Below are 26,503 nucleotides of genomic sequence, written 5' to 3'. Positions count from 1 at the left end.
GTCATTGAACATGCGGTTCCTTCCTTCTCTTGAAAAAGCTTTTCGCTGTCATATACATGGGGTTAAGCCTCGGCGTAATGTCTTTCTCGTCAAAACAGACCGGGGCAACTGGATTGTCAAAGGTTACAAGCAGCTTGAGAAAGCAGAGTGGGTGACACAACTCGCCCAGGCATTGCAAGAGAAAGGATTCACTCACACGGTTCACTACTTGTCAGATTCCTCGGGAGAAAAAATATTTCCTTACAACGATCGCTACTTCACAGTGATGAAGGCAATTGACGGAAGGGAGTCAAACAACGCTTCGCTGTACGATGTAAAAAAAGCAGCCACGACCCTCGCCCGGTTCCATGCCGCCGCCAAGGATTTCCCGGCTCCCTCTGTCACGTACGAAGGGAAGCCTGCTTTGCTGGACAAATGGGAAACCAGAATGGAGCAGTTTGAACGAATTATTTGGGATGTGGAACAAAGAGGACCGCAAAACCGTCTTGAACAGATTATTCTGCAAATGGCGGAAGAAATAAAACAGGATGGCCGCGAAGTGCTGCAATCGGCTTACAAGTTGCCGCTTTTGCCGGAGATGTTTGCATCAATCGAAACGGGAACACTTGCTCACCGGGATGTAGCCAGCCATAATTTTTTGGTGACGGAGCGGGGAAGCTGTTATCTAATCGATTTGGATACGGTGGGGCACGACATGCAGCTCGTCGATCTGGTGCAGTTTATGGGCCGGATGCTCCTGCTGCAGGCATACAGCGTCCATTCCTTCCTGGAGGCAATCGAGGCCTATAGCAAAGTCCATTATGTAAGTGATACGCAGATCTGGATGATTCACCAACTGCTCCGCTATCCTGATAACTTCCTTCGCGAGGTTACCGGCTTGTACGCCAACCGCCCTGGCTATCACCTGCGAGGCGTGCTTCAACTGGTGCAGATGGAAGTTAGACTTCGACAGGAGCGACAGGCATTTTTGAAGGCGGGAACGTCCATCTTTCAGCGGTCCCCGTGGGGAGAGTATCACTTTGTCGGATAACGATAAAAAAGCTGATGACCAGTGTCATCAGCTTTTTTCATTAAAACGGGCTTATTTCTTGGACAGATCGATGAAGTATTTGGCAAAGCCGCTATCCAAAGTGGAGATGTACTTGATGTGCGGCAGTTGTTCCGCAAACGCTTTTGCATCCGGAGAAGTGGTAAACGTTACGTTTGCTTTTCCGTTGATCGGAGCAAAGGACCAGTTGTTGTCAGCGGATGGGTTGATGGTCTTGTTTGCCAGGATGTAGTCAATCACGATTTGACGGTTTTCGTCCGGAGAGTCGATCACGATGTTTTTGCCGTCCAGACCCGGGAAGTTGCCGCCTCCGCCTGCGCGGTAGTTGTTGGTAACGACGATAAACTTGTCTTCCGGTTTTACTTTTTTGCCGTTGTACATCAGGTTTTTGATGCGGTTTGCTTTTTCGTTAACCAGTTTTCCGTCTTTGTCGTAACGGGATGGCTCAGTCACGTCAATTTGATAGGTGACGCCGTCGATTACGTCAAAGTTGTAGGTCGGGAACGCATCGTTGATCAACGCTTGTTCGAGGTTGAGCGAAATCTTGAAGGTTGATTCCAGAAGACCGATTGGCAGATGCAGTTTGCCGTTTTCTACTTTTGCTGCTACAGCTACTTTTTTGCCGTTGGCAACAGCGTCTTTCGCGCCGAGGACATACGCCAGAGTACCGGCGTCGTTTTTCAGCGTCACTTGCTTCGTTTTCGCATCAAACGACAAGGCCAGCTTCGCTTCTCTTGCTGCGTCACCGACGGCAACCAGGTCAGCCGGGTCCTTTTTGGTGGAGATTTGGTTGAACTGACCGGCAGAGCGTTCCAGCCATTCCTGAACGGTTGCACCGTTGACGAGAACCGCTTTCAATGTGTTCGGATAAATGTACAGATCCGCTACGTTCTTAATGGCGATGGTTCCAGCCGGAATGTTGGTGTAGTACGTAGCACCGCCGCGGCCGCCTGCCTTGAACGGAGCGCCTGCAGAAAGGACTGGAATGCCGTCGTACTCGGTACCTTTGATATTTTTCTCGACGAACCATTTTTGAGCGTTGGTTACGATCTGGATGGACGGATCGTCTTGAACCAGGGCAAAGAAGCTGTGAATAGGAGCAGTGGTTGTACCGACTGCAGAGCGTACCCACTCCACGGTGTGATCATGGTCATCCTTAACCGCATCCACGATCGACTGGTCAACATCAGCCAGCGATTTCTTGTTGGTCTTGTCGTAGATCGGACGTGCCTGGGAAATGGAGTCGACTACTTTCCATTTGCCGTCAACTTGCTGCAGTGTCAGGTCGATCACGCCCAGGTGGTTGCCCCAGAAGCCGGGCATCACCGCCGGAACGCCGTTGACCGTTCCTTTTGCGTTGTCAACACCTTCGATTTGATCAAATCCTGCTCCGGGGAATACGCTGTGGGAGTGTCCGAAGAGGATGGCGTCGATGCCTTCCACTTTGCTCAGCTGGTAGCTGGCGTTCTCCAGGTTGGCTCCGCCTTCTACGTTGCCCAAGCCGGAGTGCGGAACGGCAACAATGATGTCAGCGCCTTTTGCTTTCATCTCCGGAATGTATTTTTTCGCTGTTTCCACGATGTCTTTGGCAATTACCTTGCCTTCGAGGTTGCTTTTGTCCCACACCATGATTTGCGGCGGAACAAAACCGATTACGCCGACTTTCAGATTCACGTCCTTGCCGCTTTCGTCCTGAAAGGTCTTGTCCAGAATCAGATACGGTGTAAAGTAGTTCTTATCGTTGGCAGGATCGTTGTCCTTGTCATCTACGTAGACGTTGGCGTTTACATAGGGGAACTTTGAACCTTTCAGGCTGCGCTGGAGATGCTCCAAGCCAAAGTTAAACTCGTGGTTTCCGATGTTTCCTGCATCGTAGTCAAGCAGGTTCATCGCCTTGTAGACCGGGTGGGTTTCCCCGTCTTGCAGCGGATCTACTTTCGCTACGTAATCTCCGAGCGGGTTGCCTTGAATCAAGTCGCCGTTATCAAACAGCAGGCTGTTTTTCGCTTCCTCACGAGCCTTCTTGATCAAGGTAGCCGCTTTTGCCAGTCCGAACTCGTCCGTTGCCTTGTCCTGGTAATAGTCGTAGTTGACGATGTTCACATGGATGTCCGTTGTTTCCAGGAGACGCAATTTCAACGTGGATCCGGTGTTGGCCATAACCGGCGTGAGCGGGAAGGCCAGCGCACCAAACGCGAGCGATGCTGCAAGGAGACTGCCGACAACTTTCTGCTTGCACACTTTCTTCATTCGTCCATTTCCTCCAAAAAATAGAATAGATTCCAAACAAAAATATTTTATCACAATATTAAGAGAAAAAGGAAATACATTTGCTAATTTTTGTTGGAATGATGTGAAAATTGAGCCCTTCGCGGGTATATTTGCATACTTCCCTGGCGAAACTAGGAAAAAACGCACGTGAAGGAGTTCTTTGCCATATGAAACGACGCTCGCTGTTTACATGGATTTTGGGCATGGTGTCTATAGCCGTGATTGCGGCGGGTGCCCTCCAGACCCTTTCGGGTAAAGACGGTGGTCAGGGAGTAACCCCGCTCCGTTTTTTCACGGGGGATGACGCTGTTGAGGTGACGGCACAACCGTTCGAGCTGGTGCTGGCCCGAACCTATCTCTGCGGTATGAAAGAGGAGGAGCGCAAGCCTGTACCTGCTGAAAAATTGGCGCAGCTGCTCACCGAATACAACGGCTGGGAAATTATCTCGGCGGATGCAAGCAAGGTGATCCTGCTCAAACGGGAAAACGATATCTCACCCAGCTGCAAGGCAAACGGATACTTCGGCTTGTCTGGAGAAGGGGTGTTGACGCTGTTTAACGGACTGCCCTCCGGACAGGAAGTGATCCAGACGTTCTATCAGATCGACACGGCAAAAATGGAGGCCAGTCTGCCGAAAGAAGTAGTGGAATCGCTGAAGAAAGGCATTCGCGTAAAGGATTTGGCCGAATACAACAGCGTCTTGTCGACGTATGAGGAATTCCAGGAGGAAGACTAGCCCCAATGAAAAGAGCGCTGCAAAACGTTTCCGTTCATTGGAACATGGAGGCGTTCTCTTTGCTCCGCTTCGTTGCCAGCCCGCCAGGGTTTTATCTGTCCGCTCCGAGACGATCCACGGGGCGAGAGGGTTTCACAAGGAAGGGAGACTAACGCCCTTTTATCCCCCGTTAACTGTTGGCCAATACGGTTTGTTTTCTGCTTTTTCCGTTGTAGACCCCGCCGATCCAGACTGACAGCTTCGTCATACTTAGGAAATGGGTGAGGATCGCAGTACAGACTGTCGTCGCCGCATAGAGAAGTACCATGCCGCCTGTTCCCGACCAGAGACGGGTGAGCAGGGGGATTTTTCCAGCGGATACGACGAGGATACTTAAAAGCAGCGGATGCAAAAGAAAGATCATGAAGGAATGGACTGCCAGCCAATCCAGCCAGCGACCCCAGCGCTTTGCTGTCTGTTTCAGCTGCAAAGCGAGCGCGTAGAAGAAGAAGAAACTGGTGAAGCAATACAGCATGACGCTTGGTTTGATAGACGACGCTTGCGTCAGGGTCAGCTGGCTGTCCACTGTCAGTACGGCGAAGCTGAGAAGCCACAAAATGCCGAGAGAAACGGCCCGTCCTGCCAGCCTCTCCTGCCAGTGTTCCTTTTCCCTGGCAGCGTACATGCCGAAGACAAAATAAAACAGCCAGAGCGGAAACAAACTGACGTACGGGATCCCGATGCCAGGAAGTACGATCACACCCAGTTGATGAAGATAAATCATCGTTTGGGCGAAAAGAGTCAGCGCGCCTGAACCCAGGACAAGCCAAGCCGCGCGTTTCTCCAGCCACGTCCGAAGCAGCGGATACAGAAAGTAGAGCTGCAGTATGATCAGGAGAAAGTACAGGTGGACGTAACCGGTCCCCTTGAGTAGATGCTTGACAGCATGAGAGAGCGGGCTCACCCAGTCACCCGCTAGCCAGGCGCTCCATTCCTTGCGGGAGCTGTACAGCGTGTACAGGATTGTCCAGAGCACGTATGGCAAGAGGATTTTTTTACATCGTTTTTGCAAAAAACCAGTGTACGACATCCGGGGGCGCCCCAGGTCCACAAAGTACAAAAGGAAGCCGGACAGAATGACAAACAGCGGTACGGCATAGCGCATACCCTGATTCCACAGGTATGCGAGCAGGTTGCTTTGCGCAAAGCCAGCTGTCACGTGGATGGCAATCACCGAAAGGGCGGCGAAAGCACGCATAATGTCGAACTCGCGCAGACGTTGATCCATGAAAAGATACCTCTTCTCTCCCGATATTTACCGGTCTTTGTACGTTCTAAACAGAAATTGTACCATCGGAGAGCAGAGAAGGGTCAAGATTGAATTGCCAATCCTGTCATTTTCCACCGATCAAACAGCGATCCCCTGGTGAATTCAAACACCCAGAACGCTTTTTTGCTCCCCCAGCTCACTGTGCAGAAAATCCACTCGGACCCTTATATCCGCTGTCAGCGGGTGTACGTTTTCTGCAGGTATTTCACGGATCACCCTTCTGACGGATGTCACGCGGGACAGCACCTGCGGAAGCGCAAAGTCGCTTGCGATCATTTTCAGGCTGGTAGGATCGTTTTCGTTCAGCGAGGTAAGAAAATAATCGACCAGCCGTTGTGGAGCGGCATTCATCACCGTTTCGGGGAGCTTGCCTGACGCCTTTACAATCATCAGACTGTGGCTGGGGTCGGGCTCTTTTCGAAGATGAGTAGAGCTGCCGTAAAAGTGGATGCAAAAGTGACCGGGGAACTGGTTGCCGGCGATCGCTCCGGCACCATGCGGCATTCCATGCATGGAAGCGGCATAGTAGCTGCCGTTTACCCGAACGAGAATAGCCCGCCGCTTCCAGCTCCACTTTCCATGGTAGATTCTTTTCATCGTTTTGGTATCGGTACTGGTCAACGGCTGTACGTCAGCGTGACGACTGCCGGCCCTGCGCTGCACGCGAAATTGCTCCCCTGTTTCCAGGTCAATCACAGTGGCGTAGCTCATCCGACGAAACTCTTTGCGTACCTGCTCCCAGTGAAGCAGTCGGCCAAAATGGGCTTGTTCCGCCCGCTCCACCCATTTTGTCAGCTGATTCGTGAGGGGAGGGGAAAGCAGCACAAGCCGATGACGCTTCGTTTCAAACAGGTGAGACATGGTGTCGAAGACAAATGTCTGCTTGCCGATTGCGATGGTGGCTCGAATCAATTCCGGGGTTTGTGTTGTCGGAACCCTTCGGCAGCGCAGCAGCCGGACAGGCAAGCCGTCTTTTTCACTCAGCTTCAGGGTGGAAACAAAAGCAGAATCCGGTGAAACGGCTACAGTTATGGTCATGGTCTCCCTTTTCTTTGCGGCGTCCACAGGAGGAACCGTAACGGCGAGAAGGAGCAGAATGAAAAGAAATTTGTACAAGGAGATCGCACCTCCATACGTTAGTGTGTTCCGTTCGAGAAAACGACCGCGGGTCAAATCTTGCCATCATAATCAAGCAAATCATACGCCATACTGTTTCCATACGGCGTATAAGGAGGAGTCTTTCAGCATGTCTTCGATGCCGCGGGGAAGCTACAAAGACCAATTTCACCAGCGTTTGTACGTTCAGTTGAACCAGGGGCACAACAAGTTGGACTATCGCCGGTTGAACCTCATCCGCGAGAATATGGTGGAAGGCGTAGACCAATACGCTCACATGCAGCATGACCTGTCTGATGCGCTTGGCATGAACAAACACTAGGTGACGCCGTATGACCTGACCCGATGAGGGTTGGGTTTTTTTAGTGTATAAGGAATTTATAAATTTGGACATCCCATACAGCCGCTAGAAAAGGGTTCGGGGCCCCGCCCGGCGAAAAAAAGGACCCCACTCGGCTCAGCGATAGCTACCGCCGAGTGGGGTGAGAATAGCTAAAGTCGGCTGGGTTTTCTTATCGTGTAGGAAAGTTTAAGGGCTTCACCGTGAGAAAGCGTCCTGAAATAAACTTTCCGGAACGCATAAAAAGTTTCCTCTAACGAAGAACCAGCTTCTTCGAGAGGGCTTCAATCGAAGCTTTTTTTATGTGGGTTTGCTATGTCGGGTGGGTTCATGGAAATGCATGTTCGCTTTTCGGGTGGAGTATGGTACAGTAGGAGGGACGAAAAACTTGCAAGCGGAGAGTGGGCTATGCGCATTATCGGAATTGACCCCGGCATCGCCATTGTGGGGTTTGGCATTCTGGATAAACGGGGAAGCCAGCTTCTTCCCGTCCAGTACGGCATCATCCAGACGGAAGCAGGCCTGTCAGTGCCCTTGCGGCTGAGACAGGTATTTGAAGCCGTGCAAAGCCTGCTTGAGACTTACCGTCCGGAAGAAATGGCGGTCGAGAAACTGTTTTTCAACAAAAACGTCACCACGGCCTTTACCGTGGGGCAGGCGCGGGGAGTGATCCTGCTGGCCGCCGAGCTGGCGGGGGTTCCTGTATATGAGTACACGCCGATGCAAGTGAAGCAGGCCGTTACCGGCTACGGCGGAGCAGAGAAAAAGCAGATTCAGGAAATGACGCGAACGCTCTTGAAACTGAAACAGGTCCCCAAACCGGACGACGTGGCCGATGCTTTGGGAATTGCCATAACACACGCGCAGTTTCGAACGTTTATCTCCTTATCGGAAGGGGTGCGGAAATGATAGATTTTGTGGAAGGTACGCTTGTCTATCTCGATGCCGAATACATAGTAGTGGAAGCGGGCGGGATCGGCTATCGGCTGTTTTGCCCCAACCCGTACCAGTTCGTCCAGCACGAGGGGACGAAAACCAGACTGTTCACCCATCACCACGTCCGGGAAGACGCCATTCTTCTGTACGGGTTTGCCTCCCGGGACGAACGCGACCTGTTCCGGAAGCTGCTCGACGTAACCGGCATCGGGCCCAAGGGGGCTTTGGCCATTTTGGCCTCGGCATCCCCGGAACAAATCGTGATGGCGGTTCAACAGGAAAACGTCACGTATCTCACGAAGTTTCCTGGCATCGGCAAAAAAACGGCACAGCGGATCATCCTTGACTTGAAGGACAAGCTGACCGGCTATACACCGTCTGCCATCCTGACCGTGGCTGCCGCTTCCCAAAAGACAGGTGAACAAGCCGCTTCCCATCTAAACGAAGCGTTGGAAGCCTTGGCTGCACTCGGGTACTCCGAAGCGGAACTGCAAAAAGTAAGGAACCCCCTCGCGGAACAGGCGAGGGAGGGTGCAGGCGTGGAACAGCTGATCAAGCAGGGATTGGTCCTGTTTAGCAGATAGGGGTGAAGGATTTGGATCAGCGCATCATTACGACACATATGAACTGGGAAGAGGATGTGGCGGAGCTTAGCCTTCGCCCCCGTTACCTGGCGGAATACATTGGACAGCAGCATGTAAAAGATAACCTTAAGGTCTTTATTGAAGCCGCAAAAATGCGCAAGGAGGCATTGGACCACGTCCTTCTGTACGGTCCGCCCGGGCTTGGAAAAACCACCCTTTCCCAAATCATTGCGAACGAACTGGGAGTCAATATCCGCACGACGTCCGGTCCGGCCATTGAACGGCCGGGGGATCTGGCGGCGATTTTGACCAACCTGCAGGAAGGGGACGTTCTGTTCATTGACGAAATTCACCGTCTCAACCGAAGCGTGGAAGAAGTGCTGTATCCTGCGATGGAGGACTACGCGCTGGACATCGTCATCGGCAAAGGACCGAGCGCCCGCAGCGTGCGTCTGGATCTGCCGCCGTTTACCCTGGTGGGAGCGACCACGCGGGCTGGCATGCTTTCGTCGCCGCTCCGGGACCGCTTCGGCGTGGTGAACCGCCTGGAATTTTACACGGTGGAAGAGCTGGCTTTCATTGTGACGCGTGCGGCTGACATTCTGCAAATCGGCATTCAGGAAGGCGGGGCGTCGGAAGTCGCCAGGCGGTCGAGAGGAACCCCCCGCGTCGCCAATCGCCTCTTGAAGCGGGTGCGTGACTTCGCTCAGGTACAGGGCGAGGGGATCATCACGACGCAGATCGCCCGCGAAGCGCTGGAACGGCTTCAGGTGGATGCATGCGGTCTTGATCACATTGATCACAAGCTGCTATTGGCCATTATGGACAAGTTTGACGGAGGCCCGGTAGGATTGGACACGATCGCGGCGACGATCGGTGAGGAATCGCAGACCATCGAAGACGTGTGCGAACCTTATCTGCTGCAAATCGGTTTCATGCAGCGAACGCCGCGGGGACGGGTCGTGACACCGAGTGCCTATCAACACTTTGGTCGGGAGATGAAAGCGTGAATCCGGTTGCAAAGCTATTGATTATCGGGGGCATCGTTCTCGTCGTGATTGGATTGCTCTGGCAGGTGGGAGGAAGGTTTTTGCCGCTGGGGCGATTGCCGGGCGACATCGTGGTGGAAAAGGAAAACATGCGGTTTTACTTTCCGGTTGTCACGTGCATCGTGATCAGTATCGTGCTGTCGTTGATCAGCTACTTGTTTCGGTTGTTCAAGTAAGATGGACAAGTTTGACGGAGGCCCGGTAGGATTGGACACGATCGCGGCGACGATCGGTGAGGAATCGCAGACCATCGAAGACGTGTGCGAACCTTATCTGCTGCAAATCGGTTTCATGCAGCGAACGCCGCGGGGACGGGTCGTGACACCGAGTGCCTATCAACACTTTGGTCGGGAGATGAAAGCGTGAATCCGGTTGCAAAGCTATTGATTATCGGGGGCATCGTTCTCGTCGTGATTGGATTGCTCTGGCAGGTGGGAGGAAGGTTTTTGCCGCTGGGGCGATTGCCGGGCGACATCGTGGTGGAAAAGGAAAACATGCGGTTTTACTTTCCGGTTGTCACGTGCATCGTGATCAGTATCGTGCTGTCGTTGATCAGCTACTTGTTTCGGTTGTTCAAGTAAGAGAGCAGGAAACCCGCTCACCCGTTTCAGAAAGGTGAGCGGGTTTTTTTAAAAAAAAGCTCGATTCGAGCCTCGGAGACGATGTTGTGCAGGGCAAGCTGCTGAATTTCCGTTTCGAACAGGACGAGCTCTAAAGAGACGACGTCTTCCGGCAGCGGTTGTGCAATCGTTAGCGAAAATTCGTTTTCTCCCGATTCGTACTCACGCGGAATCGTGCTGGAATCGAATGTGTAGATGCGCCCCTTGTCGTCGGTGAGCAAGAAGCGGCTGGTCTCAACAGCCCCCGTTTCGCTGGTAACCAGCATGCTTACCCTGCGCGTCTGGTCATCAATTTGAACACCTGTTACCTGATAGGTTAGCCCGTCGCTCTCAATCATGCCGGAGATGTGGTCCACCTGTGCGGTGAGCTGGTGCTTGGCGTTGAGAGCAACCGGAGCCGGCGCTTGAGATGGCAAGGAAAAGTGCTGTTCCATCACCTGCAGGCTGTCAGGCAGGGTGCCTGCAGGAATCATTGCCGTTTCTTCCGAAGTTACGGCATAGCGGCAGATACTGTTTTGGTACGTCTCGCATGTGCCCTCTTCCCATAGAACTTTGTCCAATAAGAACGTTTTGCCCCGATAGGTGATGGTAGGAGAAAGTTTTTTGGATATGTACGTGTAAACCTGTTGGGCGTTTACCTGAGACTGTATGACGACGTACAATTTGCCCTTATCCCAACCGATCCCTTCGATGGTGATGTCGGTGTCAAACGGCCGGTTTGGATAGCTGTATTTCACTCGCTTCGTGTCGCCGACCGGATAAAATTCATCCAATTGATCATGCAACAACGCAGACGACGGAGCGATGCGGGGACCAAACACCGCAAAGCCGCATCCGCCGAGAAGAACCCCGAGCAACAGGATAAACGCAAAACTTACAGGTACAAGTCGGCTTGTTCGCATAGCTCCTCCTACAAATGACAGATTCATAACTGCTTTTCCATCATACACGGCAATCATTAATCAAAAATCAAAAATTGCTAAAATTTTCTAAACGGACTCTTTTCGTTCTTCAGACCCAATTTCCCTTTCAGGGCAGGAAACGGAAGGGAAATTGTCGAAAAAACGTATGCGTACATATTGACATTCGACAAAAGCATGCGGGAGAGGAAGAACGAAGAACATGTGGAAGAAATGGATGGGCAGAATTCTTTCAGCCGGCCTGTTGACCGCAGCCATTGCGGGAGGGGCTGCGCCTGCGGAGGCGGCTGCCAAAAACATACGGGTTGCTCTGTTTATCGATATCGGAAAAGGCTATCGCGGCGTCGTTCCAACGGTGACGCTGACCAGTGAAAAAGGGATGGAGATTACGGCAGGCGGGAAAGACGGAAACGTCCGACTGCCGTCACTGGGAGGTGACAGCACGCGTTTTCGCGTAGACGAATATCACCTGCTCGTGATGGAAACAGGAGATTTGATTCGGGCGCAGCAGGTTGCCCAACAGCTTAGCCAGCGCAAACTGGATGCCGCGATTCAGGTGGAGATGCGCGGCGCCACCCCGGTTTATCAGGTGGTGAGCGGCACGTTTGACTCTTATCAAGCGGCTGCGGCGCAAGCGCGGACCGTGGCTCAGTCCGGCGGCCTTCAGCCTGTCGTAAAAGGCACGTTTCGCCTGGAAGCAGGGAAGTTCGGCAGCTTGAAAGAGGCCCAGGATTGGGAGAATGCCTTTGAGGTGTCGGGAATCTCCGCTCACACCGTGCTGCTTGCAGACAGTGGCAAAGTGGCGTATGCTGTCTGGATTGGCGACGAAGCGAGCAAAGACGGGGCGAATCGTTTGGCGCAAGCCGCAGAAGCAGCTTTTCCCGCTTTTTCCTATCGTGAGCCCAGCAGCCGCTCTTACGTCGTCTTGAAAAAAGATGTAGTGGCGGTCGGGGGCGAAACCGAAACAGTGTGGAAGTACGCTTTTTCACCGCAGATCAAGCTTACGGTGGAGCCGAAAAAAGGGGGCTTTGTTCCGCTGATTGGCGTGGAAGAAAGGGAACGCAGGAAATACCGCGGAACGATAGAGCTTTCTGAGTATAAAGGACACCTTACCGTGGTCAACGAATTGCCGATGGAGCAGTACCTATACGGCGTTGTGGGTTCAGAGATGGTAACGGGATGGCCGATGGAAGCGCTGAAGACACAGGCGGTACTGGCACGTACGCGTGCCGTCAGTCAAGGCAACAAGTACGGGATAGCAAACCTGTCTGACACGGTATTTGAGCAGGCTTATTACGGCTATGCGCGGGAGGCGGCTGATATCCGCAAGGCAGTTGATCAGACTGCGGGAGAAGTAATCAAGTACAGAGGCAAGGTAGCCGAGTCCTTTTTCTATTCCAACGCCGGCGGCATGACTTCGGACGGTACGGAGGTGTGGGGGAATCCCGTTCCGTACCTCAGGCCGGTGATGAGCGACGACAGCTACCCGTTGGAAAAAGCGCCGATCTGGTACCTGGTCTCGCTGCAGGACGGATCCATCGGCTATCTTCGCAGCGACCTGGTGACAGTTTCCGGTTCCCTCAATCCGATGGGACTGCAAATGGGAATGGTCAATACCGACAACACCAACTTCCGCTCCGGTCCGAGCACTGCGTATCATCGGGTACTGGGCACGCTGTCCGCGGGGACGGAAGTAACGATTATTCAGCAGGAGGCGGAGGAAAACGCATATGCCTGGACGCGCGGACCTTACACTTCTGATGAAGTGACCGCGATGATCAATGCCAGTCAGGATCGCAACAAGGCTCCGCGTCTTGCCGGCCCTGTGGAATGGCTGCGCGTCACTCAGCGGGGACCATCGGGACGAGTGCTGCAGATGGAAGCAAACGGGATGGTGCTTGCCGCTTCTTCGCCAGATGCCCACCGCTCCATTTTCAGCCAGGGAGGCAGTTCCCTTCGCAGCACCAAATTCGAGGTGGAGGAGACCGGTACCTTTACGGTCTTGGGGGCGAACGGACAGCAGCGTTCATTCCCGCAGGCCGGCCACGATCTGCAGGCAATCGGCGCGGACGGCCTGTCCCTCTCCGCCAACGGCTACAATCATCAATTTGTCCTGTACAACGCGAACGGAGATTGGCGCGTAGCCACCAAGCAGCAGTCCTTCGTCTTCCGGGGCACCGGCTTCGGCCACGGACTGGGAGTCTCGCAGTTCGGTGCCAAGGCCATGGCAGAGAATGGGTATGACTACAAGGAGATTTTGCAACACTACTATCAGGATGTAACGATCGAGGACTAATCTAGGAATCAAGGAGTCGTAATTGTGGACGTTCAACAATTTGATTTTGATTTGCCGGAAAGGCTGATTGCCCAACACCCCCTGGAGGAGCGAACGGCTTCAAGGCTGCTCGTCCTGGACAAACAGACGGGAGAAATCAGTCACAGACAGTTTGTTGATTTGATCGAGTACCTGCGGCCTGGAGACGTTCTGGTGCTAAACGACAGCCGGGTGCTGCCGGCCCGGTTGATCGGCGTGAAAGCGGGTACAGGAGCAAACATTGAGGTATTGCTCCTGAAATCTCTGGGGGAAGATCGCTGGGAAACGCTGGTGAAACCAGGCAAGCGAATGAAACCGGGCACGGAAGTGATTTTTGGCGACGGATTGCTTCGCTGCGTATGTGAAGATGTGACAGAAACCGGCGGTCGAATCGTCCGGTTTTCCTACGAGGGCATTTTTTACGAAATCCTCGAACGTCTAGGTTCCATGCCGCTTCCGCCATACATCCACGCGCAGTTGGAAGACAGGGAACGCTATCAGACCGTGTACGCCCGGGAGCGGGGGTCGGCGGCCGCACCCACCGCCGGCCTTCATTTTACAGCGGAATATTTGCAACGGATCAAGGAAAAGGGCGTCCTGATTGCCTACCTTACCCTGCATGTTGGCTTGGGAACCTTCCGTCCCGTAAGTGCGGATACGGTGGAAGAGCACGTGATGCATGCGGAGTACTACGACATCCCGCCGGAGACGGCAGAAGTGATCAATGCCGCCAAGGCGAATGGCAACCGCGTGATCGCCGTGGGAACCACGTCATGCCGAACACTGGAGACAGTCGGCAGGGATCACGGCGGAAGGGTGGTCGCGAGCTCCGGATGGACCGACATTTTTATTTACCCGGGGTATCGTTTTCACGTCATTGACGGCTTGCTGACCAATTTTCACCTGCCCAAGTCAACCCTGGTGATGCTGGTGAGCGCCCTGGCGGGAAGGGAACACGTGCTTCATGCATACAAAACCGCGATTCAACATGAGTACCGCTTCTTCAGCTTCGGCGACGCCATGTTGATTCTGTAACACAAAAAAGCCCTTGAGCACTCAAGGGCTTTTACGTTTTTGGTGAATTTACAATAAATCCGCTTTGCTGATTTTCACTTTGCCGTCAGGGAACAGGAGCACAACGTCGGTGCTGGTCTCCTGAAGCACCATTCCCAGCGCAGGGTAAATGAATTCCGTACCCTGTTTTTTTGTTTTCACCTGAATTTTTTGACCAAATGTAAACATCATGACCAACACCCGCCTTTACCATTGTTTTTTGTTTTTGTCCATAAACTTTACAAAAACTTAACAAAGAATTAACTATATTTACATTATAGTAGGATCGCAAAAAAAGGCCAGCTTTTTTTTCGTGTGTACCGCAGCGACTTTTCTTGTGAAACCTTGCCAGTTTCTATATAATAGGGGGGACTTACAACAAGAGCCTGAGGAGTGCAAACGATTGGCTGTACGTTATGAACTGATGAAAACCTGCAAGCAGACAGGTGCCCGTCTGGGCAAATTACATACTCCGCACGGCACCATTGACACCCCGGTGTTCATGCCAGTTGGCACACAAGCCACGGTAAAGACGATGAGCCCGGAAGAGCTGAAGGAAATGGGTGCCGGCATCATTCTCAGCAATACCTACCATCTATTTCTGCGGCCTGGCCACGAGATCGTGAGGGAAGCAGGCGGATTGCATTCGTTTATGAACTGGGACCGCGCCATTTTGACGGATAGCGGAGGTTTCCAGGTCTTCAGCTTGAGCAATTTGCGAAAAATTACGGAAGAAGGCGTATCGTTCCGATCTCATTTGAACGGGGAAAAACTGTTTATCGGACCGGAAGAGGCAACGCAGATTCAGAATGCTCTGGGAGCAGACATCTTTATGGCGTTTGACGAATGCGCCCCGTATCCGGCTGAATACGACTACGTAAAGCAGTCGATGGAGCGTACCACTCGCTGGGCAGAACGCTGCCTGAAGGCACATGCCCGCCCGCAGGATCAGGCGTTGTTTGGGATTGTGCAGGGAGGAATGTACCGCGACCTCCGCGAGCAAAGCGCCCGTGACTTGGTTTCGCTTGATTTTCCGGGGTATGCGGTCGGCGGTTTAAGCGTCGGTGAACCCTTTCCGCTGATGTATGAAGTGCTTGATTATACCGTTCCGCTGCTCCCGGCCAACAAACCTCGCTATCTGATGGGGGTAGGATCACCGGATGCCTTGATTGAGGGAGCCATTCGCGGTATTGACATGTTCGACTGCGTGCTGCCTACGCGTATTGCCCGCAACGGGACATGCATGACAAGCCAGGGGCGCCTCGTCATCCGCAACGCCAAGTACGCCCGTGACTTCACGCCGCTTGACCCGAACTGCGACTGCTACACCTGCAAAAACTACACCCGTGCCTACATCCGCCACCTCATCAAGGCAGACGAGACGTTCGGGATTCGGCTGACGACCTATCACAACCTGCACTTTTTGATAAAGCTTATGGAGCAGGTGCGCCAAGCCATTGCAGAGGATCGGCTTGCCGATTTTCGAAACCAGTTTTTCGCTCAATACGGATTGAGTGAAGATAGATCTTTTTAATCACAAGGAGGATGTTCCATGCAAGGACTTCAGCAATTTCTCCCCATCATTATCATGTTTGCCATCTTCTATTTCCTGTTGATCCGCCCGCAGCAAAAACGAACCAAGCAGCGAAACGCGATGCTGGCTGCGCTGAAAAAGGGAGACAAGGTCGTAACGATCGGCGGCGTGCACGGCACCATTCAGGATATTTCCGACGACACTGTCACGATTCGCATCGCTCACAATGTGAACGTCACGTTTGACCGCGGTGCCGTGAACTCCGTAACCGCTGCAAGCGAAACCCCTGCAGCGACGGAAACCAAAGAAGAAGCGAAGTAAAAAAAGAATGCAGCCTTGCTTCTTGTGAAGCTGGCTGCATTTGCTTTTTTAGCTAACGGGCTGCAACGAAGCGTTTTTGCGGGTGATCTCGTGTGCGCCTGCTTTTTTTTCGCTTTCTGGGGTTTAATATCGCTTCGAGGCGGAATTGACGCCGAAAATGCCGCCGATCGCGCTGATGAAAAACGCGCCGAGCAGATAGAGAAGGGTCAGGAGCTGCATGGGAACGTCAAAACCCAAATAGCCGATCAACAAAACGAGCAGAAAGTACGACAATCCGGTCAGGCCTCCGTAGTACCACCCCTTTGCACCGCATCGCCGCCCAGTGATAAATCCCCCCAAAAGCAGGCCGATGATGTTGATCGCGTAGGTGAAATAAGGCAGGGAGCCTTCGCGGATATTGGTGAAGGAAAGGAGTAAAGCTGTGATAAGAGCTCCAATCAGCACCAGAGCCAATGTGTATAGCAGGCCAGTAAACACTGAGGTGGATGTAGCACGCACCGATAACCCTCCCTCGCAGGTAATGTTTGTACCATCTATATGAGGGGCTTGGTCTGCTTATTCATTTCTTCGTTGAACCTACAATAGAATTTTCGTATGATGGATGAGGAACCAGACGGGGGTGAGGGAAATGATCAAAACATACTTTTACAATCACTCGGAACAAAAAATGTTCCACGATGTAGATTTGAGCAAAAAAGACGAATGGTTGCGCTCGCCCGAGGACCTGCTGTGGATTGATCTCTACGATGTAGGGAACAACGAGCTGCAGTACATCGCCAAGATCTTTGACTTTCACCCGCTCGCGATCGAGGACTGTCTGCATGTAAGCCCGCGCGCGAAAGTGGACAATTACGAGGACTATTACTTTTTCGTCTTTCATGCCCTGAGATACAACGAAGAAAGCGACAACGAGATTACCACCGTGGAGCTAAACGTCTTTCTTGGACCCAACTACATCGTCACCATTCACAAATCGCCGATGAATACCATTGGCCGCATCGCCTCCATGTGTCATCGCAACATCTCTTACCTGAACCGTGGTCCCGACTACCTCTTGTACGCAATCGTGGACGGGATAACCGATGAGTACTTCCCGATCATGGATCGCCTCAGCGTTCGGATCGACGAGCTGGAGGACGAGATTTACGAGCACCAGATGGAGGAGATTACGGAGGAGTTCCTTGCCCTGAAACGAACGATCATTTTGATCCGCAGGGTGATTCTGCCGCAGAAGCGAATCTTCGCCAACGTGAATGGCCGTTATTCGTTCGACATTTCCGAAGAAAACGTTCCGTTCTACAGCGACTTGACCGATCACCTGGAGCGAATTGCCGACTCGACGGAAACGTTCCGCGATCTGGTGAACGGTGCGCTTGATACGTACTACACCATTATCAGCGCCAAGACGACCGAAACGATGCGGGTGCTGACCATCATCTCGACCATTATCCTGCCGCTTACCTTTATCACCGGACTGTTCGGGATGAACACGTTCAGCTGGCTGGGACACGAAGCAGAGCCATACATGCTGATCATCGCCTTGTCCATCATGTTTGTGATGACCTTTGCCATGCTCCACGCTTTTCGCAAACGAAAGTGGTTGTAACGACTTGGCAGGATATCGTCCCTGTCTCCCGTGGAGACTATAGACAAATCTCTGCGGGGAGGTCGGCGGAACATGGAACTGATGACCATCTTGATGCGCACCGGGTTTACGTATTTTTTTCTGCTCGTGCTGCTCAGGCTGATGGGCAAACGGGAACTCGGCAAGCTGTCCGTCTTTGACGTCGTCATCTCCATCATGCTGGCAGAGATGGCGGTGCTGGCAATTGAAGATGTAGATAAGGAAGCGATGAATTTCTACGTCCCGATGGTGCTGATTGCCGTGCTTGAAATCGCTATGGCGTATCTTTCCATGAAAAGCAAAAAGTTTCGGGATCTCATAGACGGATCGGCAGACGTGATTATTGAGAACGGTCAGATTCGCGAAGAGGCTTTGCGGCGAAACCGCCTCAATCTTGACGACCTCATAGTGCATTTGCGCCAAAAAAACGTGAACAACATAGGCGACGTCGAGTTTGCGGTGCTCGAGCCGACTGGGCAGATGAGTGTGTTTCCCAAAAAAGAACTTCACCCGGTTACCCGAAAAGACATCGGGCTGCCAAGTCCTGAACCGGTCGCTCCCGTGACGTTTAGCGGCTTGCCCATTCCGTTGATCCTCGATGGCAAGGTGAGGGAGGAGGCCCTGCGCAAAATCGGTCAGAACAAGTTGTGGCTGAAGCGTGAAATCCGAAGGTACGGCATCAGGGACATTCGCGAGGTGTCCTTTTGCAGTATCGATGACCGCGGGATTATGTATTTGGACAAAAAAGACAGCCCCCGGGACTGATCAGCGGCGGGGGAAGAAAATGGCCAGTTGTTCTCCGATCCAGGGAATGCGTTTCACGTCCTGTTTCCCCAAAATACGCATGGACACCAGAAGCAGCAAGTACAGTAGGCTGCTGGCCAGTGAGCATACGAGTATCAGCTTGCCGGCCGGAGCGTCGGAAAACCATTGGTGTGCCATGTAGGAGCCGGCATAGCCCATGGCCATCATGGCAACCCCGATTTTCCCGAATTCTACCAGATCGATTGCAAATCCGATCTTTTTCACCAGACTGGCAAAATGCAGCAGCGTGACCAGCGTGATCCCCAGATTCAAGGAGATGACGGTCCCTTGGATGCCGAAGACGGATTGGGATGTGAGCAGGAACATGGCAACGGTTTTCACCACGGCTCCGATCAACGTATTGCGCAACACCACATTGGCGTAGTCAAGGCCCTGCAGGGCAGAAGCGAGCGGGGCCTGGAAAAACAGAAAGACAGAGAACGGGGCCAGTTCCTTTAACAGCACTCCCACTTCGCGGTTGTGGTACAGGACGACGCAAAGCGGTTCCGCAAAAATATACAGCAGGACGGTACAAGGTGCTCCGATGACGAGTGTGATCCGCATCGCTTGATAGATGCGGCGATGCACAAGAGGAGCATTTTTTTGATAGGCGGCCTCAGCGACGGCAGGAACGAGCGAAATGGACAGGGAATAGGTTAGGAAGGTGGGAAACAATAACAGCGGGACGGCCATGCCTGCAAATTGTCCGTACAAGGCGGTTGCCTCCCTGGGGAGATAGCCGGCCATCACGAGCGCGAACGGCACAACCATTGGCTCCAGCACGTAGGCAATGGAGCCGATCAGCCTGCTCATGGTCACTGGGAGAGAGACGCTGATCAGTTGGCGAATGCTCTCTTTGCTATTTTTTATGGAGGCCAGAAGCGGAATCTCCAACAGGCGCGATGCCGTTTTTTGGCTGCTTTTTCGGTACTGCCAAATGATGTAGAGCAGTCCGGCTGCCTCCCCGAAGATGATGCTGGCAACCGCGCCGGCTGCGGCGTATTCTACTCCCTGCTGCATAAAGGAGAGGGTCATCACCACCACGAGGGCCATGCGAACCGCCTGCTCTACCAACTGGGAGGCAGCTGTGGGAATCATGTTGTGCTTGCCTTGAAAATACCCGCGCAGCACCGCCGATATGCTGGCAATCGGGATGACGGGAATGGTGGCGAGCAGTACAATATAGGCGCGCTCGTCGGCAAACATCCAGGCGGCAATGGTTTTGGCCGTTAGGACCAGAAGGGCGCAAATCACCAGACTGATGACGCCGCTGATGGACAGGGCGATGAAAAGAAAACGGCGTGATTTCCTCGCATCCTGCTCTGCTTCCGTTTCGGCTACCTGCTTGGCGATGGCCACGGGTAAGCCAAAGGTTGTCAGCGTGATGAGGAAATACAGCATGGGGACGACCATTTGGTACAGTCCCATTCCCTCCGCCCCAATCATGCGCGACAGCACGATTCGGTTTGCGAAACCCAAAATCTTGGTCACGGCACCCGCCAGTATCAAAATGACTGTCCCGTAAAAAAATGATTGTCTCATGGAAGGCTCCTTTTTGAAGAATCCATACAGAATGGTTTTGGGGTTTGTATTAAGATATGGACGTGCCCATGCAGGCATGACTATTTTGCCTCTGCGGGGACCAGGATGCAGTTTCGCGGGGGAAAATCGACACAGAATCGCCACGTAGATGGAGGGAGTTTGGGGATGGACGAGCGGCACAAGCAGGAGTTGTTTGAAGAGGTGCGCAGTTTGTGCGAGAGCAAGGCAGAGGAATTTGCCATGCTGGGCTACGATAATGTAAAGGCAGAAGACGTTTGGGAGTGCGTAAGTTCAGCTTATAAGCAGGTTCCCGCCATGCACCAGCTGGTGAACGATATTTTGTCGCTGAAAGTTACCAAATACATGAATTGGCTGATGATTCAGATGTACAAAAACTCGTAAAAAACGACAAGATGAAACTTTACAGCCCCTCGTTCGTAAGCAGATGAGACGTACGGGTAAGGGGTTGATTGTCATGGTTCTCATCAAGCGTTTTCCATAGAAAGAGTTTCCTCGTCAAATTGACACACTTTTTTTCGTGTAGGAAAGTTTAACTGCTTCATAGTGCGAAAGCATCCTGGATGAAACTTTCCGGAACGCATAAAAGACTTCCTCTAATGAAGAACCAGCTTCTTCGAGAGGGCTTCAATTGAAGTTTTTTTTATCCTTCGCTATAATGGGCATATTGGTTTTCGGCGCTGTGACGAAAACCCTTGAGGGAAAGGGGTACTACACTACATGATCAAATGGGGCAGATTCCTCCTGTTCCTGGTTGTCGTGGGCGCGCTTGCTGCGTTGATGTTCACCACGACCGGGCAGGTGGCCAACAAGATTACACTTGGATTGGATTTGAAGGGCGGCTTCGAAATTTTGTACGAGGTAGAGCCGTTGGAGGCAGGCAAAAAGGTAGATACAGAACTGCTGAAAGCAACCGCCCAAATGGTGGAAAAGCGGATTAACATCGGCGGCGTAGCCGAGCCGGAAGTAAACATTGAGCTTCCGAACCGCATTCGTGTGAAAATTGCATCACAGAATGCGGACCAGAGCAAGCTTCGTGAACTGATCGGCAAACCGGCTGTCCTTACTTTCCGCGATGAGCAGGGGAAAGTAATCCTGCGCGGCAGCGACCTGGCGCCCGGCGGTGCAGCAGTCGGCTTTGACGAATTGAAACAGCCGCTCGTTACCCTGAAATTTTCCGATGCAAAAAAACTGGAAGATGTGACACGTGCAAACCTGCACAAACATATGGCCATTTACCTTGATGAAAACATGCTGACCAATCCGGTGATTCAGTCCGTTATTACCGGAGGGAGCGCGCAGATCACCGGTAACTATACCGTTGAATCCGCACAGGAGTTGGCCGACATCCTGAATTCAGGCGCACTGCCAGCCAAGCTGATTGAGAAGCAGGTTACTTCCGTAGGCGCTACGCTTGGGGCAATGGCCCTGCAGAAAACCATTTACGCCGGTTACGTGGGCGGAGCGCTCATTTTCCTGTTTATGATTTTGGTATACCGGATGCCTGGAATGATTGCCAATATTACGCTGGCCGGCTTCATCTACTTCTGTTTGGTCGTTCTTGACTGGATGGATGCGACGCTTACCTTGCCGGGTATTGCCGGATTCATTCTCGCTGTAGGGATGGCGGTGGATGCGAACATTATTACCTACGAACGCATTCAGGAGGAAATCCGCTCCGGCAAAACGATTCTGTCCGCGTTCCGCGCTGGTGAACGCCGCTCCTTGGTTACCATTCTCGACGCGCACGTGACGACCCTGATTGCCACAGCGGTTCTGTTCTACTTCGGGACAAGCTCCATTCAGGGATTTGCTGTCGTGTTGGCGATGACGATCATTGTCAGCATCATCACCAACGTGTTTGGATCTCGCCTTTTGCTCGGGCTGCTGATTCGAGCCAACATGTTCAAGAAGCCGTTCTGGTTCGGGGTAAAGGAGAGTGAAATCGGTGAGCTCTAAACAACAACATGACGACATCATCAAGTTTGACATTGTGAAGAACCGGAGAAAGTTCTTTTTCCTGTCCAGCGTTATTCTTGTCCTGGGCCTGATCACGATGCTGATTATGGGCCTGAACCTGGGTGTCGACTTCAAGGCGGGTACCCGTCTGGATATGCTGATCGGCAAGCCGTTCCAAACAGCGGATGTGGAAGCGATCATAAAACAGAACGTACCGAACGTACACTTCACCAAGGTAACGGAGTATGGAAACCATCAAGCGGCCACCCGCTTTGATCAGACCATTCCGGCCGATAAACTGAATGCGATTGAGCAGGCGCTGAAGGCAAAGTACGGGCCGCAGGTAACCAAACAAGAATCCACGGTTGATCCGGCTATCGCGCGCGAACTGGCGCAAAAGGCAGGGATCGCCCTGTTGATCGCATCATTGGGTATCGTCATCTACATCGCGATTCGCTTCCAATTCCTGTTCGGAATTGCCTGCGTCATTGCGCTCATCCACGATGCCTTCATTCCGATTGCGTTGTTCTCCCTGTTCCGACTGGAAGTGGATTTGACCTTTATCGCCGCCATTTTGACGATCGTTGGGTACTCTATTAACGATACCATCGTAATTTTTGACCGAATTCGGGAAAACCTAAGAACCATGAAGGTGAAAACCGTGGAAGATCTGGAGCATATGGTAAACGTCAGTCTGTGGCAGACGATGCGCCGCTCCATCTATACGGTAGCGACTGTGTTCTTCACGGCGCTGGCGATTGCCTTGTTGGGCAGCGAAGGGATTCGCAACTTCTCGCTCGCATTGATCTTTGGTCTCGTCAGCGGGACTTACTCATCCATCTTTATCGCAGCGCAGGTATGGGTTTCCTTGAAAAAACGCGAAATGGCAAAACAACGATTCTCATCGACCCCGAACGAGGGTTGATGAAGGAAAGCCGCGGGGAGAGTTCCCGCGGTTTTTGTATCTTGCGACGGGGAGGAATCGGGTGATGGATAACCGCCTGGCCAAGGCGCAGTTTGCTGCGTGGGTGGGAATTGTGGGAAATGTGGCATTGGCTGGCGCCAAGCTGGTCATCGGATGGATGGCCAAGTCGCAGGCGCTGATTGCGGATGCCGTTCACTCTGCTTCCGATGTGGTCGGATCGGTCGCGGTATTGATCGGACTTCGGGCGGCAGAACGGCCGCCGGACGAGGATCACCCCTACGGCCACGGCAAGGCGGAGTCGGTGGCGGCCATTATTGTATCCGTCCTGCTGGCACTGGTCGGCTTTGAGATCGGATCCGCTTCCGTAGAGTCTCTGTTTACTCCTCTCGAAGCGCCGGGCATGATAGCCGTGTGGGCAGCGGTCGGCTCAATGATTTTGAAGGAATGGATGTTCCGCTACAAGTACCATTTGGGAAAACAGCTGAACAGCCAATCGCTGATTGCCAACGCATACGAGCACCGCTCCGACGTGTTTTCTTCCTTTGCTGCGCTGATTGGCATTGGCGGGGCCATTCTCGGTGGACGGTATGATATCCCGTGGCTGTTGTACCTTGATCCGATTGCAGGTATCTTCGTCTCCGGACTTGTGCTGTTAATGGCCTACAACATCATGAAGGAATCGATTCACAGCACCTTGGACCACGTGCTGCACGAGGAGGAAACGCTGGACCTGCGCCGGGCCATCGAAGCGGTGCCGGGCGTAATCCGGATCGATTCGCTGCGGGCGCGGGAACATGGACACTACCAGATTGTTGACGTCAAAGTGAGCGTGAACCCGCAGATAACAGTTGAACAGGGACATCGAATCGGCAAGCAGGTCAAACAAACGCTGCTGAAGGAGTTTCCCGCGATTCGCGACGTGTTCGTCCACATTAACCCGTACGATACTGCCTTTGTATACGACGGAGCCGAGGCTCAGGAGGAGCGTCAGCAGAACCTCATCCCTTGAGTTTGCGCAGGGCGGAAAACGTTTTCTCCTGTTGTCAGTCCCCCATCCTTTCCACTATAATGGATGAGGATTGGAGGGCGGCCTATGCTACGAGCGAAAACGCGTTGGCAATTGGCCACGTATGACGAAGCAGTATGCCAGACCATTGCAAGCGAGTGCAACCTGTCACCGCTAATTGCCAGGCTTTTGGTGATTCGCGGGATTGACACGCCGAAGCGCGCCCGCGACTTTTTACAGGTAAGTCCTGAGCTTTTTCACGACCCTTTTTTGCTGGACGGCATGGAAAAAAGCGTGCACCGCATCCGGCGGGCGATTGACCGGAAAGAGCCGATCTGCATCTACGGCGACTATGATGCAGACGGAGTCAGTTCGACTTCGCTGATGGTTCACCTGATGCGCCAACTGGGCGCTGTGTTTGACTACTACATTCCCAATCGGTTTAAAGAGGGATACGGTTTACATAAGGATGCTCTTGCCCGCTTGCAGGAGAACGGAACGAAACTGATCGTCACCGTTGATACCGGCATCAGTGCGGTGGAGCAGGTGGAGTTTGCCAACCAGTTGGGGTTGGATGTCATCGTCACGGATCACCATGAACCTCCGGCTGTTATTCCGGAGGCCTTTGCCGTGATCAACCCGAAAAAACCGGGATGTTCCTATCCGTTTGACATGCTGGCAGGGGTAGGTGTGGCCTTCAAGCTGGCTCACGCACTGCTGGATGAGCCGCCGATGCACCTGATCGACCTCGCCGCCATCGGCACCATTGCCGACCTGGTGCCGCTGGTGGACGAAAACCGGATTATCGCCAGTCTCGGCCTCAAACGCTTGAATCAGACACGCAACATCGGACTGCAGGCGCTCATTCGGGTGTGCGGTCTGGGTGACACCGAGCTGGGTGCCGGACACGTCGGATTTGCTTTGGGCCCTCGCCTGAATGCGGGCGGTCGATTGGAGACGGCGGAAGCGGCCGTAAAGCTGCTGGTCTCTACTGACGTGGATGAAGCCGAGCAGTGCGCTCAAACGCTGGATGAGCTGAACCGGGAGCGGCAAGAGCTGGTTCAGACGATGACGGAAGAAGCGGTAGAAATGGTGGAGAGCCTGTACCCCCCGGATCAAAACCGCGTGCTTGTCCTTGCCAAGGAAGGATGGAATGTGGGAGTCGTCGGGATCGTCGCCTCGCGGATCGTGGAAAAGTTTTACCGTCCGACCATCGTGCTTGGAATCGATCCGGAAAAAGGCACGGCGAAAGGCTCGGCTCGCAGCATTGCGGGATTTGACATGTACGAAGCGCTGACCGCTTGCAAGGAGCTTCTGCCCCATTACGGCGGCCATACGATGGCAGCGGGGATGACGCTGCCGATTGAAAATTTAGAACCCTTGCGCATAAAATTAAACGAAATTGCATCAAACTGGTTAGGAGAAGATGATTTTATCCCGCTTACCAAAGTGGATCTCACTTTGGACGTGGATGAGATAAGCTTGGATCTGGCTGAGCAGCTGGAGCTGTTGGCACCGTTTGGCATGGGCAACCCCACACCGCTTGTGATGCTGACCGGAGTGGAAGCGGCCGGCATGCGAACCATTGGCCGGGACAACACTCATTTGAAGTGCTCACTGACCAAGGAGGGCAAAGCGATTGAAGCGATTGGCTTTCAGTGGGCGCATATCACGCAATCGGTTACACCCAGAGCGAGGTTTGAAGTCCTGGGCGAGCTGTCCGTGAACGAATGGAACGGCAATCGCAAACCACAGCTGACCATTCGCGATCTCGCGGTTCCCCATCAGCAGATTTTTGATTGGCGGGGCAGCCGGGACAAACTGCAAAAGTGGCGTCAGCTATGTCAACAGGATGACGCGCTGACCGTGACGTTCCGGCAGGAAAACTACGACCGCTTGACCGCTGTCGCTGTGGAGACAGGTCAGCAGATGCGCGTTGTCTTTTGTCCGGAGGATCCCAGCCGTGATGACATCCTTGACTCGGCGAGTACATCCCGGACGGTCGTTCTGTTCGACTTGCCTCGAAGAAAAACGTCTCTGCATGCGGTGATGGCTCGTGTTGGGCAGGCTGAACGGATCTACTGCCTTTTCGGTGATCCGGATCTTGGCCTGGACCGTCTCTCTTTCCCTGGACGCGATCATTTCAAAGCCCTTTACCAGTTGTTTACGCAATACCCGCATGTCCGAAAGACTCAACTTGATGCGTTGGCACGGAAGATCCAGGTGAAGCGGGACGTTTTGGACGGCATGCTCGCTGTCTTCGAAGAACTTGGGTTTCTCATCGGCGATGAGGAGAGCTATCGCCTCCACAGTGAACCGGTGAAGCGTTCGCTGGAAAGTTCCCGCATCTATACAGAATGGAAAGAAGAGACGGAACTGGCGACTGAACTGCTTCTCTCTTCCCATGAAGCGCTGCTGCGCTATTTTGCTTATCAACGGGTGGAAACAGCCACTCTATAGGAGGAATCTTACC

Annotated in this window: 26 protein-coding genes and 1 pseudogene; 20 read left to right on the top strand and 7 right to left on the bottom strand. The window is 53.0% G+C overall.

Annotation, left to right across the window (positions count from 1 at the left end; translation table 11 throughout):
- The first annotated feature begins 10 nt into the window (after window positions 1–10).
- On the top strand, window positions 11–1,030 hold the full coding sequence (locus ACE99V_RS04650) for a phosphotransferase (RefSeq protein WP_400489867.1): 1,020 nt from the start codon (window positions 11–13) through the stop codon (window positions 1,028–1,030).
- Window positions 1,031–1,081: 51 nt separating this feature from the next.
- On the opposite strand, the gene ACE99V_RS04645 is transcribed toward ACE99V_RS04650, so the two are convergent.
- Window positions 1,082–3,298 carry a bifunctional 2',3'-cyclic-nucleotide 2'-phosphodiesterase/3'-nucleotidase gene (locus ACE99V_RS04645; protein ID WP_400489866.1) on the bottom strand — a complete coding sequence of 739 codons (2,217 nt, stop codon included), beginning with the start codon at window positions 3,296–3,298 and terminating at the stop codon, window positions 1,082–1,084.
- 188 nt (window positions 3,299–3,486) lie between these two features.
- On the opposite strand from ACE99V_RS04645, the gene ACE99V_RS04640 reads away from it, so the two are divergent.
- The gene (locus ACE99V_RS04640) at window positions 3,487–4,056 is read left to right on the top strand and encodes a BofC C-terminal domain-containing protein (RefSeq protein WP_400489865.1); all 570 of its coding nucleotides are present in this window, start codon (window positions 3,487–3,489) and stop codon (window positions 4,054–4,056) included.
- Between the two features lie 169 nt (window positions 4,057–4,225).
- On the opposite strand, the gene ACE99V_RS04635 is transcribed toward ACE99V_RS04640, so the two are convergent.
- Window positions 4,226–5,323, bottom strand: coding sequence for an acyltransferase (locus ACE99V_RS04635; protein ID WP_400489864.1), 1,098 nt, complete (start codon window positions 5,321–5,323; stop codon window positions 4,226–4,228).
- Between the two features lie 144 nt (window positions 5,324–5,467).
- Window positions 5,468–6,481 carry a hypothetical protein gene (locus tag ACE99V_RS04630; RefSeq protein ID WP_400489863.1) on the bottom strand — a complete coding sequence of 338 codons (1,014 nt, stop codon included), beginning with the start codon at window positions 6,479–6,481 and terminating at the stop codon, window positions 5,468–5,470.
- A 130-nt stretch (window positions 6,482–6,611) separates the two neighbouring features.
- Here ACE99V_RS04630 and ACE99V_RS04625 point away from each other — a divergent pair, with 130 nt between their 5' ends.
- From ACE99V_RS04625 to ACE99V_RS04595, 7 genes and pseudogenes are all read left to right on the top strand, one after another.
- A complete protein-coding gene (locus ACE99V_RS04625) occupies window positions 6,612–6,803 on the top strand; it encodes a hypothetical protein (RefSeq protein WP_400489862.1) in 192 nt (63 codons plus the stop codon).
- 426 nt (window positions 6,804–7,229) lie between these two features.
- Window positions 7,230–7,730 (top strand): crossover junction endodeoxyribonuclease RuvC, encoded by a 501-nt coding sequence (ruvC, locus tag ACE99V_RS04620; RefSeq protein WP_400489861.1) that lies wholly within the window; start codon window positions 7,230–7,232, stop codon window positions 7,728–7,730.
- Entirely contained in the window at window positions 7,727–8,341 is a 615-nt protein-coding gene (gene ruvA / locus ACE99V_RS04615) for a Holliday junction branch migration protein RuvA (protein WP_400489860.1), read from the top strand. The genes ruvC and ruvA overlap by 4 nt, the downstream gene beginning before the upstream one ends.
- A 38-nt stretch (window positions 8,342–8,379) precedes the next feature.
- Complete coding sequence (gene ruvB / locus ACE99V_RS04610; protein WP_400489905.1) at window positions 8,380–9,351, top strand: Holliday junction branch migration DNA helicase RuvB; 972 nt, start codon at window positions 8,380–8,382, stop codon at window positions 9,349–9,351.
- The gene (locus tag ACE99V_RS04605) at window positions 9,348–9,566 is read left to right on the top strand and encodes a DUF2905 domain-containing protein (protein ID WP_400489859.1); all 219 of its coding nucleotides are present in this window, start codon (window positions 9,348–9,350) and stop codon (window positions 9,564–9,566) included. Before ruvB ends, ACE99V_RS04605 begins: the two co-directional genes overlap by 4 nt.
- Window position 9,567: 1 nt before the next feature.
- Window positions 9,568–9,756, top strand: a pseudogene (locus ACE99V_RS04600) (Holliday junction DNA helicase RuvB C-terminal domain-containing protein); the annotation flags it as partial.
- Window positions 9,753–9,971 carry a DUF2905 domain-containing protein gene (locus tag ACE99V_RS04595; protein WP_400489859.1) on the top strand — a complete coding sequence of 73 codons (219 nt, stop codon included), beginning with the start codon at window positions 9,753–9,755 and terminating at the stop codon, window positions 9,969–9,971. The pseudogene ACE99V_RS04600 and the gene ACE99V_RS04595, both read left to right, overlap by 4 nt.
- Window positions 9,972–9,997: 26 nt before the next feature.
- Here ACE99V_RS04595 and ACE99V_RS04590 read toward each other — a convergent pair whose 3' ends face one another.
- Complete coding sequence (locus tag ACE99V_RS04590; RefSeq protein WP_400489858.1) at window positions 9,998–10,912, bottom strand: hypothetical protein; 915 nt, start codon at window positions 10,910–10,912, stop codon at window positions 9,998–10,000.
- A gap of 220 nt (window positions 10,913–11,132) precedes the next feature.
- Here ACE99V_RS04590 and ACE99V_RS04585 point away from each other — a divergent pair, with 220 nt between their 5' ends.
- Both ACE99V_RS04585 and queA read left to right on the top strand, forming a co-directional pair.
- Window positions 11,133–13,226: a SpoIID/LytB domain-containing protein gene (locus ACE99V_RS04585; RefSeq protein WP_400489857.1), complete on the top strand. Its 2,094-nt coding sequence runs from the start codon at window positions 11,133–11,135 to the stop codon at window positions 13,224–13,226.
- Between the two features lie 24 nt (window positions 13,227–13,250).
- Window positions 13,251–14,279, top strand: coding sequence for a tRNA preQ1(34) S-adenosylmethionine ribosyltransferase-isomerase QueA (gene queA / locus ACE99V_RS04580; RefSeq protein WP_400489856.1), 1,029 nt, complete (start codon window positions 13,251–13,253; stop codon window positions 14,277–14,279).
- Between the two features lie 48 nt (window positions 14,280–14,327).
- Here queA and ACE99V_RS04575 read toward each other — a convergent pair whose 3' ends face one another.
- On the bottom strand, window positions 14,328–14,489 hold the full coding sequence (locus tag ACE99V_RS04575; protein ID WP_400489855.1) for a hypothetical protein: 162 nt from the start codon (window positions 14,487–14,489) through the stop codon (window positions 14,328–14,330).
- Between the two features lie 211 nt (window positions 14,490–14,700).
- On the opposite strand from ACE99V_RS04575, the gene tgt reads away from it, so the two are divergent.
- Window positions 14,701–15,831: a tRNA guanosine(34) transglycosylase Tgt gene (gene tgt / locus ACE99V_RS04570; RefSeq protein WP_400489854.1), complete on the top strand. Its 1,131-nt coding sequence runs from the start codon at window positions 14,701–14,703 to the stop codon at window positions 15,829–15,831.
- Window positions 15,832–15,849: 18 nt separating this feature from the next.
- Window positions 15,850–16,152, top strand: coding sequence for a preprotein translocase subunit YajC (yajC, locus tag ACE99V_RS04565; RefSeq protein ID WP_400489853.1), 303 nt, complete (start codon window positions 15,850–15,852; stop codon window positions 16,150–16,152).
- Between the two features lie 123 nt (window positions 16,153–16,275).
- Here the strand turns inward: yajC and ACE99V_RS04560 are convergent, their stop codons facing one another.
- Entirely contained in the window at window positions 16,276–16,650 is a 375-nt protein-coding gene (locus ACE99V_RS04560) for a TIGR04086 family membrane protein (protein WP_400489852.1), read from the bottom strand.
- Between the two features lie 130 nt (window positions 16,651–16,780).
- On the opposite strand from ACE99V_RS04560, the gene corA reads away from it, so the two are divergent.
- Together corA and ACE99V_RS04550 are read left to right on the top strand one after the other, a co-directional pair.
- Window positions 16,781–17,758: a magnesium/cobalt transporter CorA gene (gene corA / locus ACE99V_RS04555; RefSeq protein WP_400489851.1), complete on the top strand. Its 978-nt coding sequence runs from the start codon at window positions 16,781–16,783 to the stop codon at window positions 17,756–17,758.
- 72 nt (window positions 17,759–17,830) lie between these two features.
- Complete coding sequence (locus ACE99V_RS04550) at window positions 17,831–18,541, top strand: DUF421 domain-containing protein (protein WP_400489850.1); 711 nt, start codon at window positions 17,831–17,833, stop codon at window positions 18,539–18,541.
- Here ACE99V_RS04550 and spoVB read toward each other — a convergent pair whose 3' ends face one another.
- The gene (spoVB, locus tag ACE99V_RS04545) at window positions 18,542–20,122 is read right to left on the bottom strand and encodes a stage V sporulation protein B (RefSeq protein ID WP_400489849.1); all 1,581 of its coding nucleotides are present in this window, start codon (window positions 20,120–20,122) and stop codon (window positions 18,542–18,544) included.
- A 165-nt stretch (window positions 20,123–20,287) separates the two neighbouring features.
- Here spoVB and ACE99V_RS04540 point away from each other — a divergent pair, with 165 nt between their 5' ends.
- The 5 genes from ACE99V_RS04540 (at window position 20,288) to recJ (ending at window position 26,490) form a co-directional block, all read left to right on the top strand.
- Window positions 20,288–20,524, top strand: a complete 237-nt coding sequence (locus ACE99V_RS04540; protein ID WP_400489848.1) for a post-transcriptional regulator — start codon at window positions 20,288–20,290, stop codon at window positions 20,522–20,524.
- A 336-nt stretch (window positions 20,525–20,860) separates the two neighbouring features.
- Complete coding sequence (secD, locus tag ACE99V_RS04535) at window positions 20,861–22,099, top strand: protein translocase subunit SecD (protein WP_400489847.1); 1,239 nt, start codon at window positions 20,861–20,863, stop codon at window positions 22,097–22,099.
- On the top strand, window positions 22,089–23,024 hold the full coding sequence (gene secF, locus ACE99V_RS04530; protein ID WP_400489846.1) for a protein translocase subunit SecF: 936 nt from the start codon (window positions 22,089–22,091) through the stop codon (window positions 23,022–23,024). Before secD ends, secF begins: the two co-directional genes overlap by 11 nt.
- 64 nt (window positions 23,025–23,088) lie before the next feature.
- Complete coding sequence (locus ACE99V_RS04525; protein ID WP_400489904.1) at window positions 23,089–24,033, top strand: cation diffusion facilitator family transporter; 945 nt, start codon at window positions 23,089–23,091, stop codon at window positions 24,031–24,033.
- An 84-nt stretch (window positions 24,034–24,117) separates the two neighbouring features.
- Entirely contained in the window at window positions 24,118–26,490 is a 2,373-nt protein-coding gene (recJ, locus tag ACE99V_RS04520) for a single-stranded-DNA-specific exonuclease RecJ (RefSeq protein WP_400489845.1), read from the top strand.
- Window positions 26,491–26,503 lie beyond the last annotated feature (13 nt).

It is taken from the genome of Brevibacillus soli (assembly GCF_044759095.2).
Taxonomy (GTDB): domain Bacteria; phylum Bacillota; class Bacilli; order Brevibacillales; family Brevibacillaceae; genus JBIYSM02.
The sequence above is the reverse complement of the archived record's forward strand: the minus strand, read 5'-3'. Positions and strand labels throughout refer to the sequence as shown.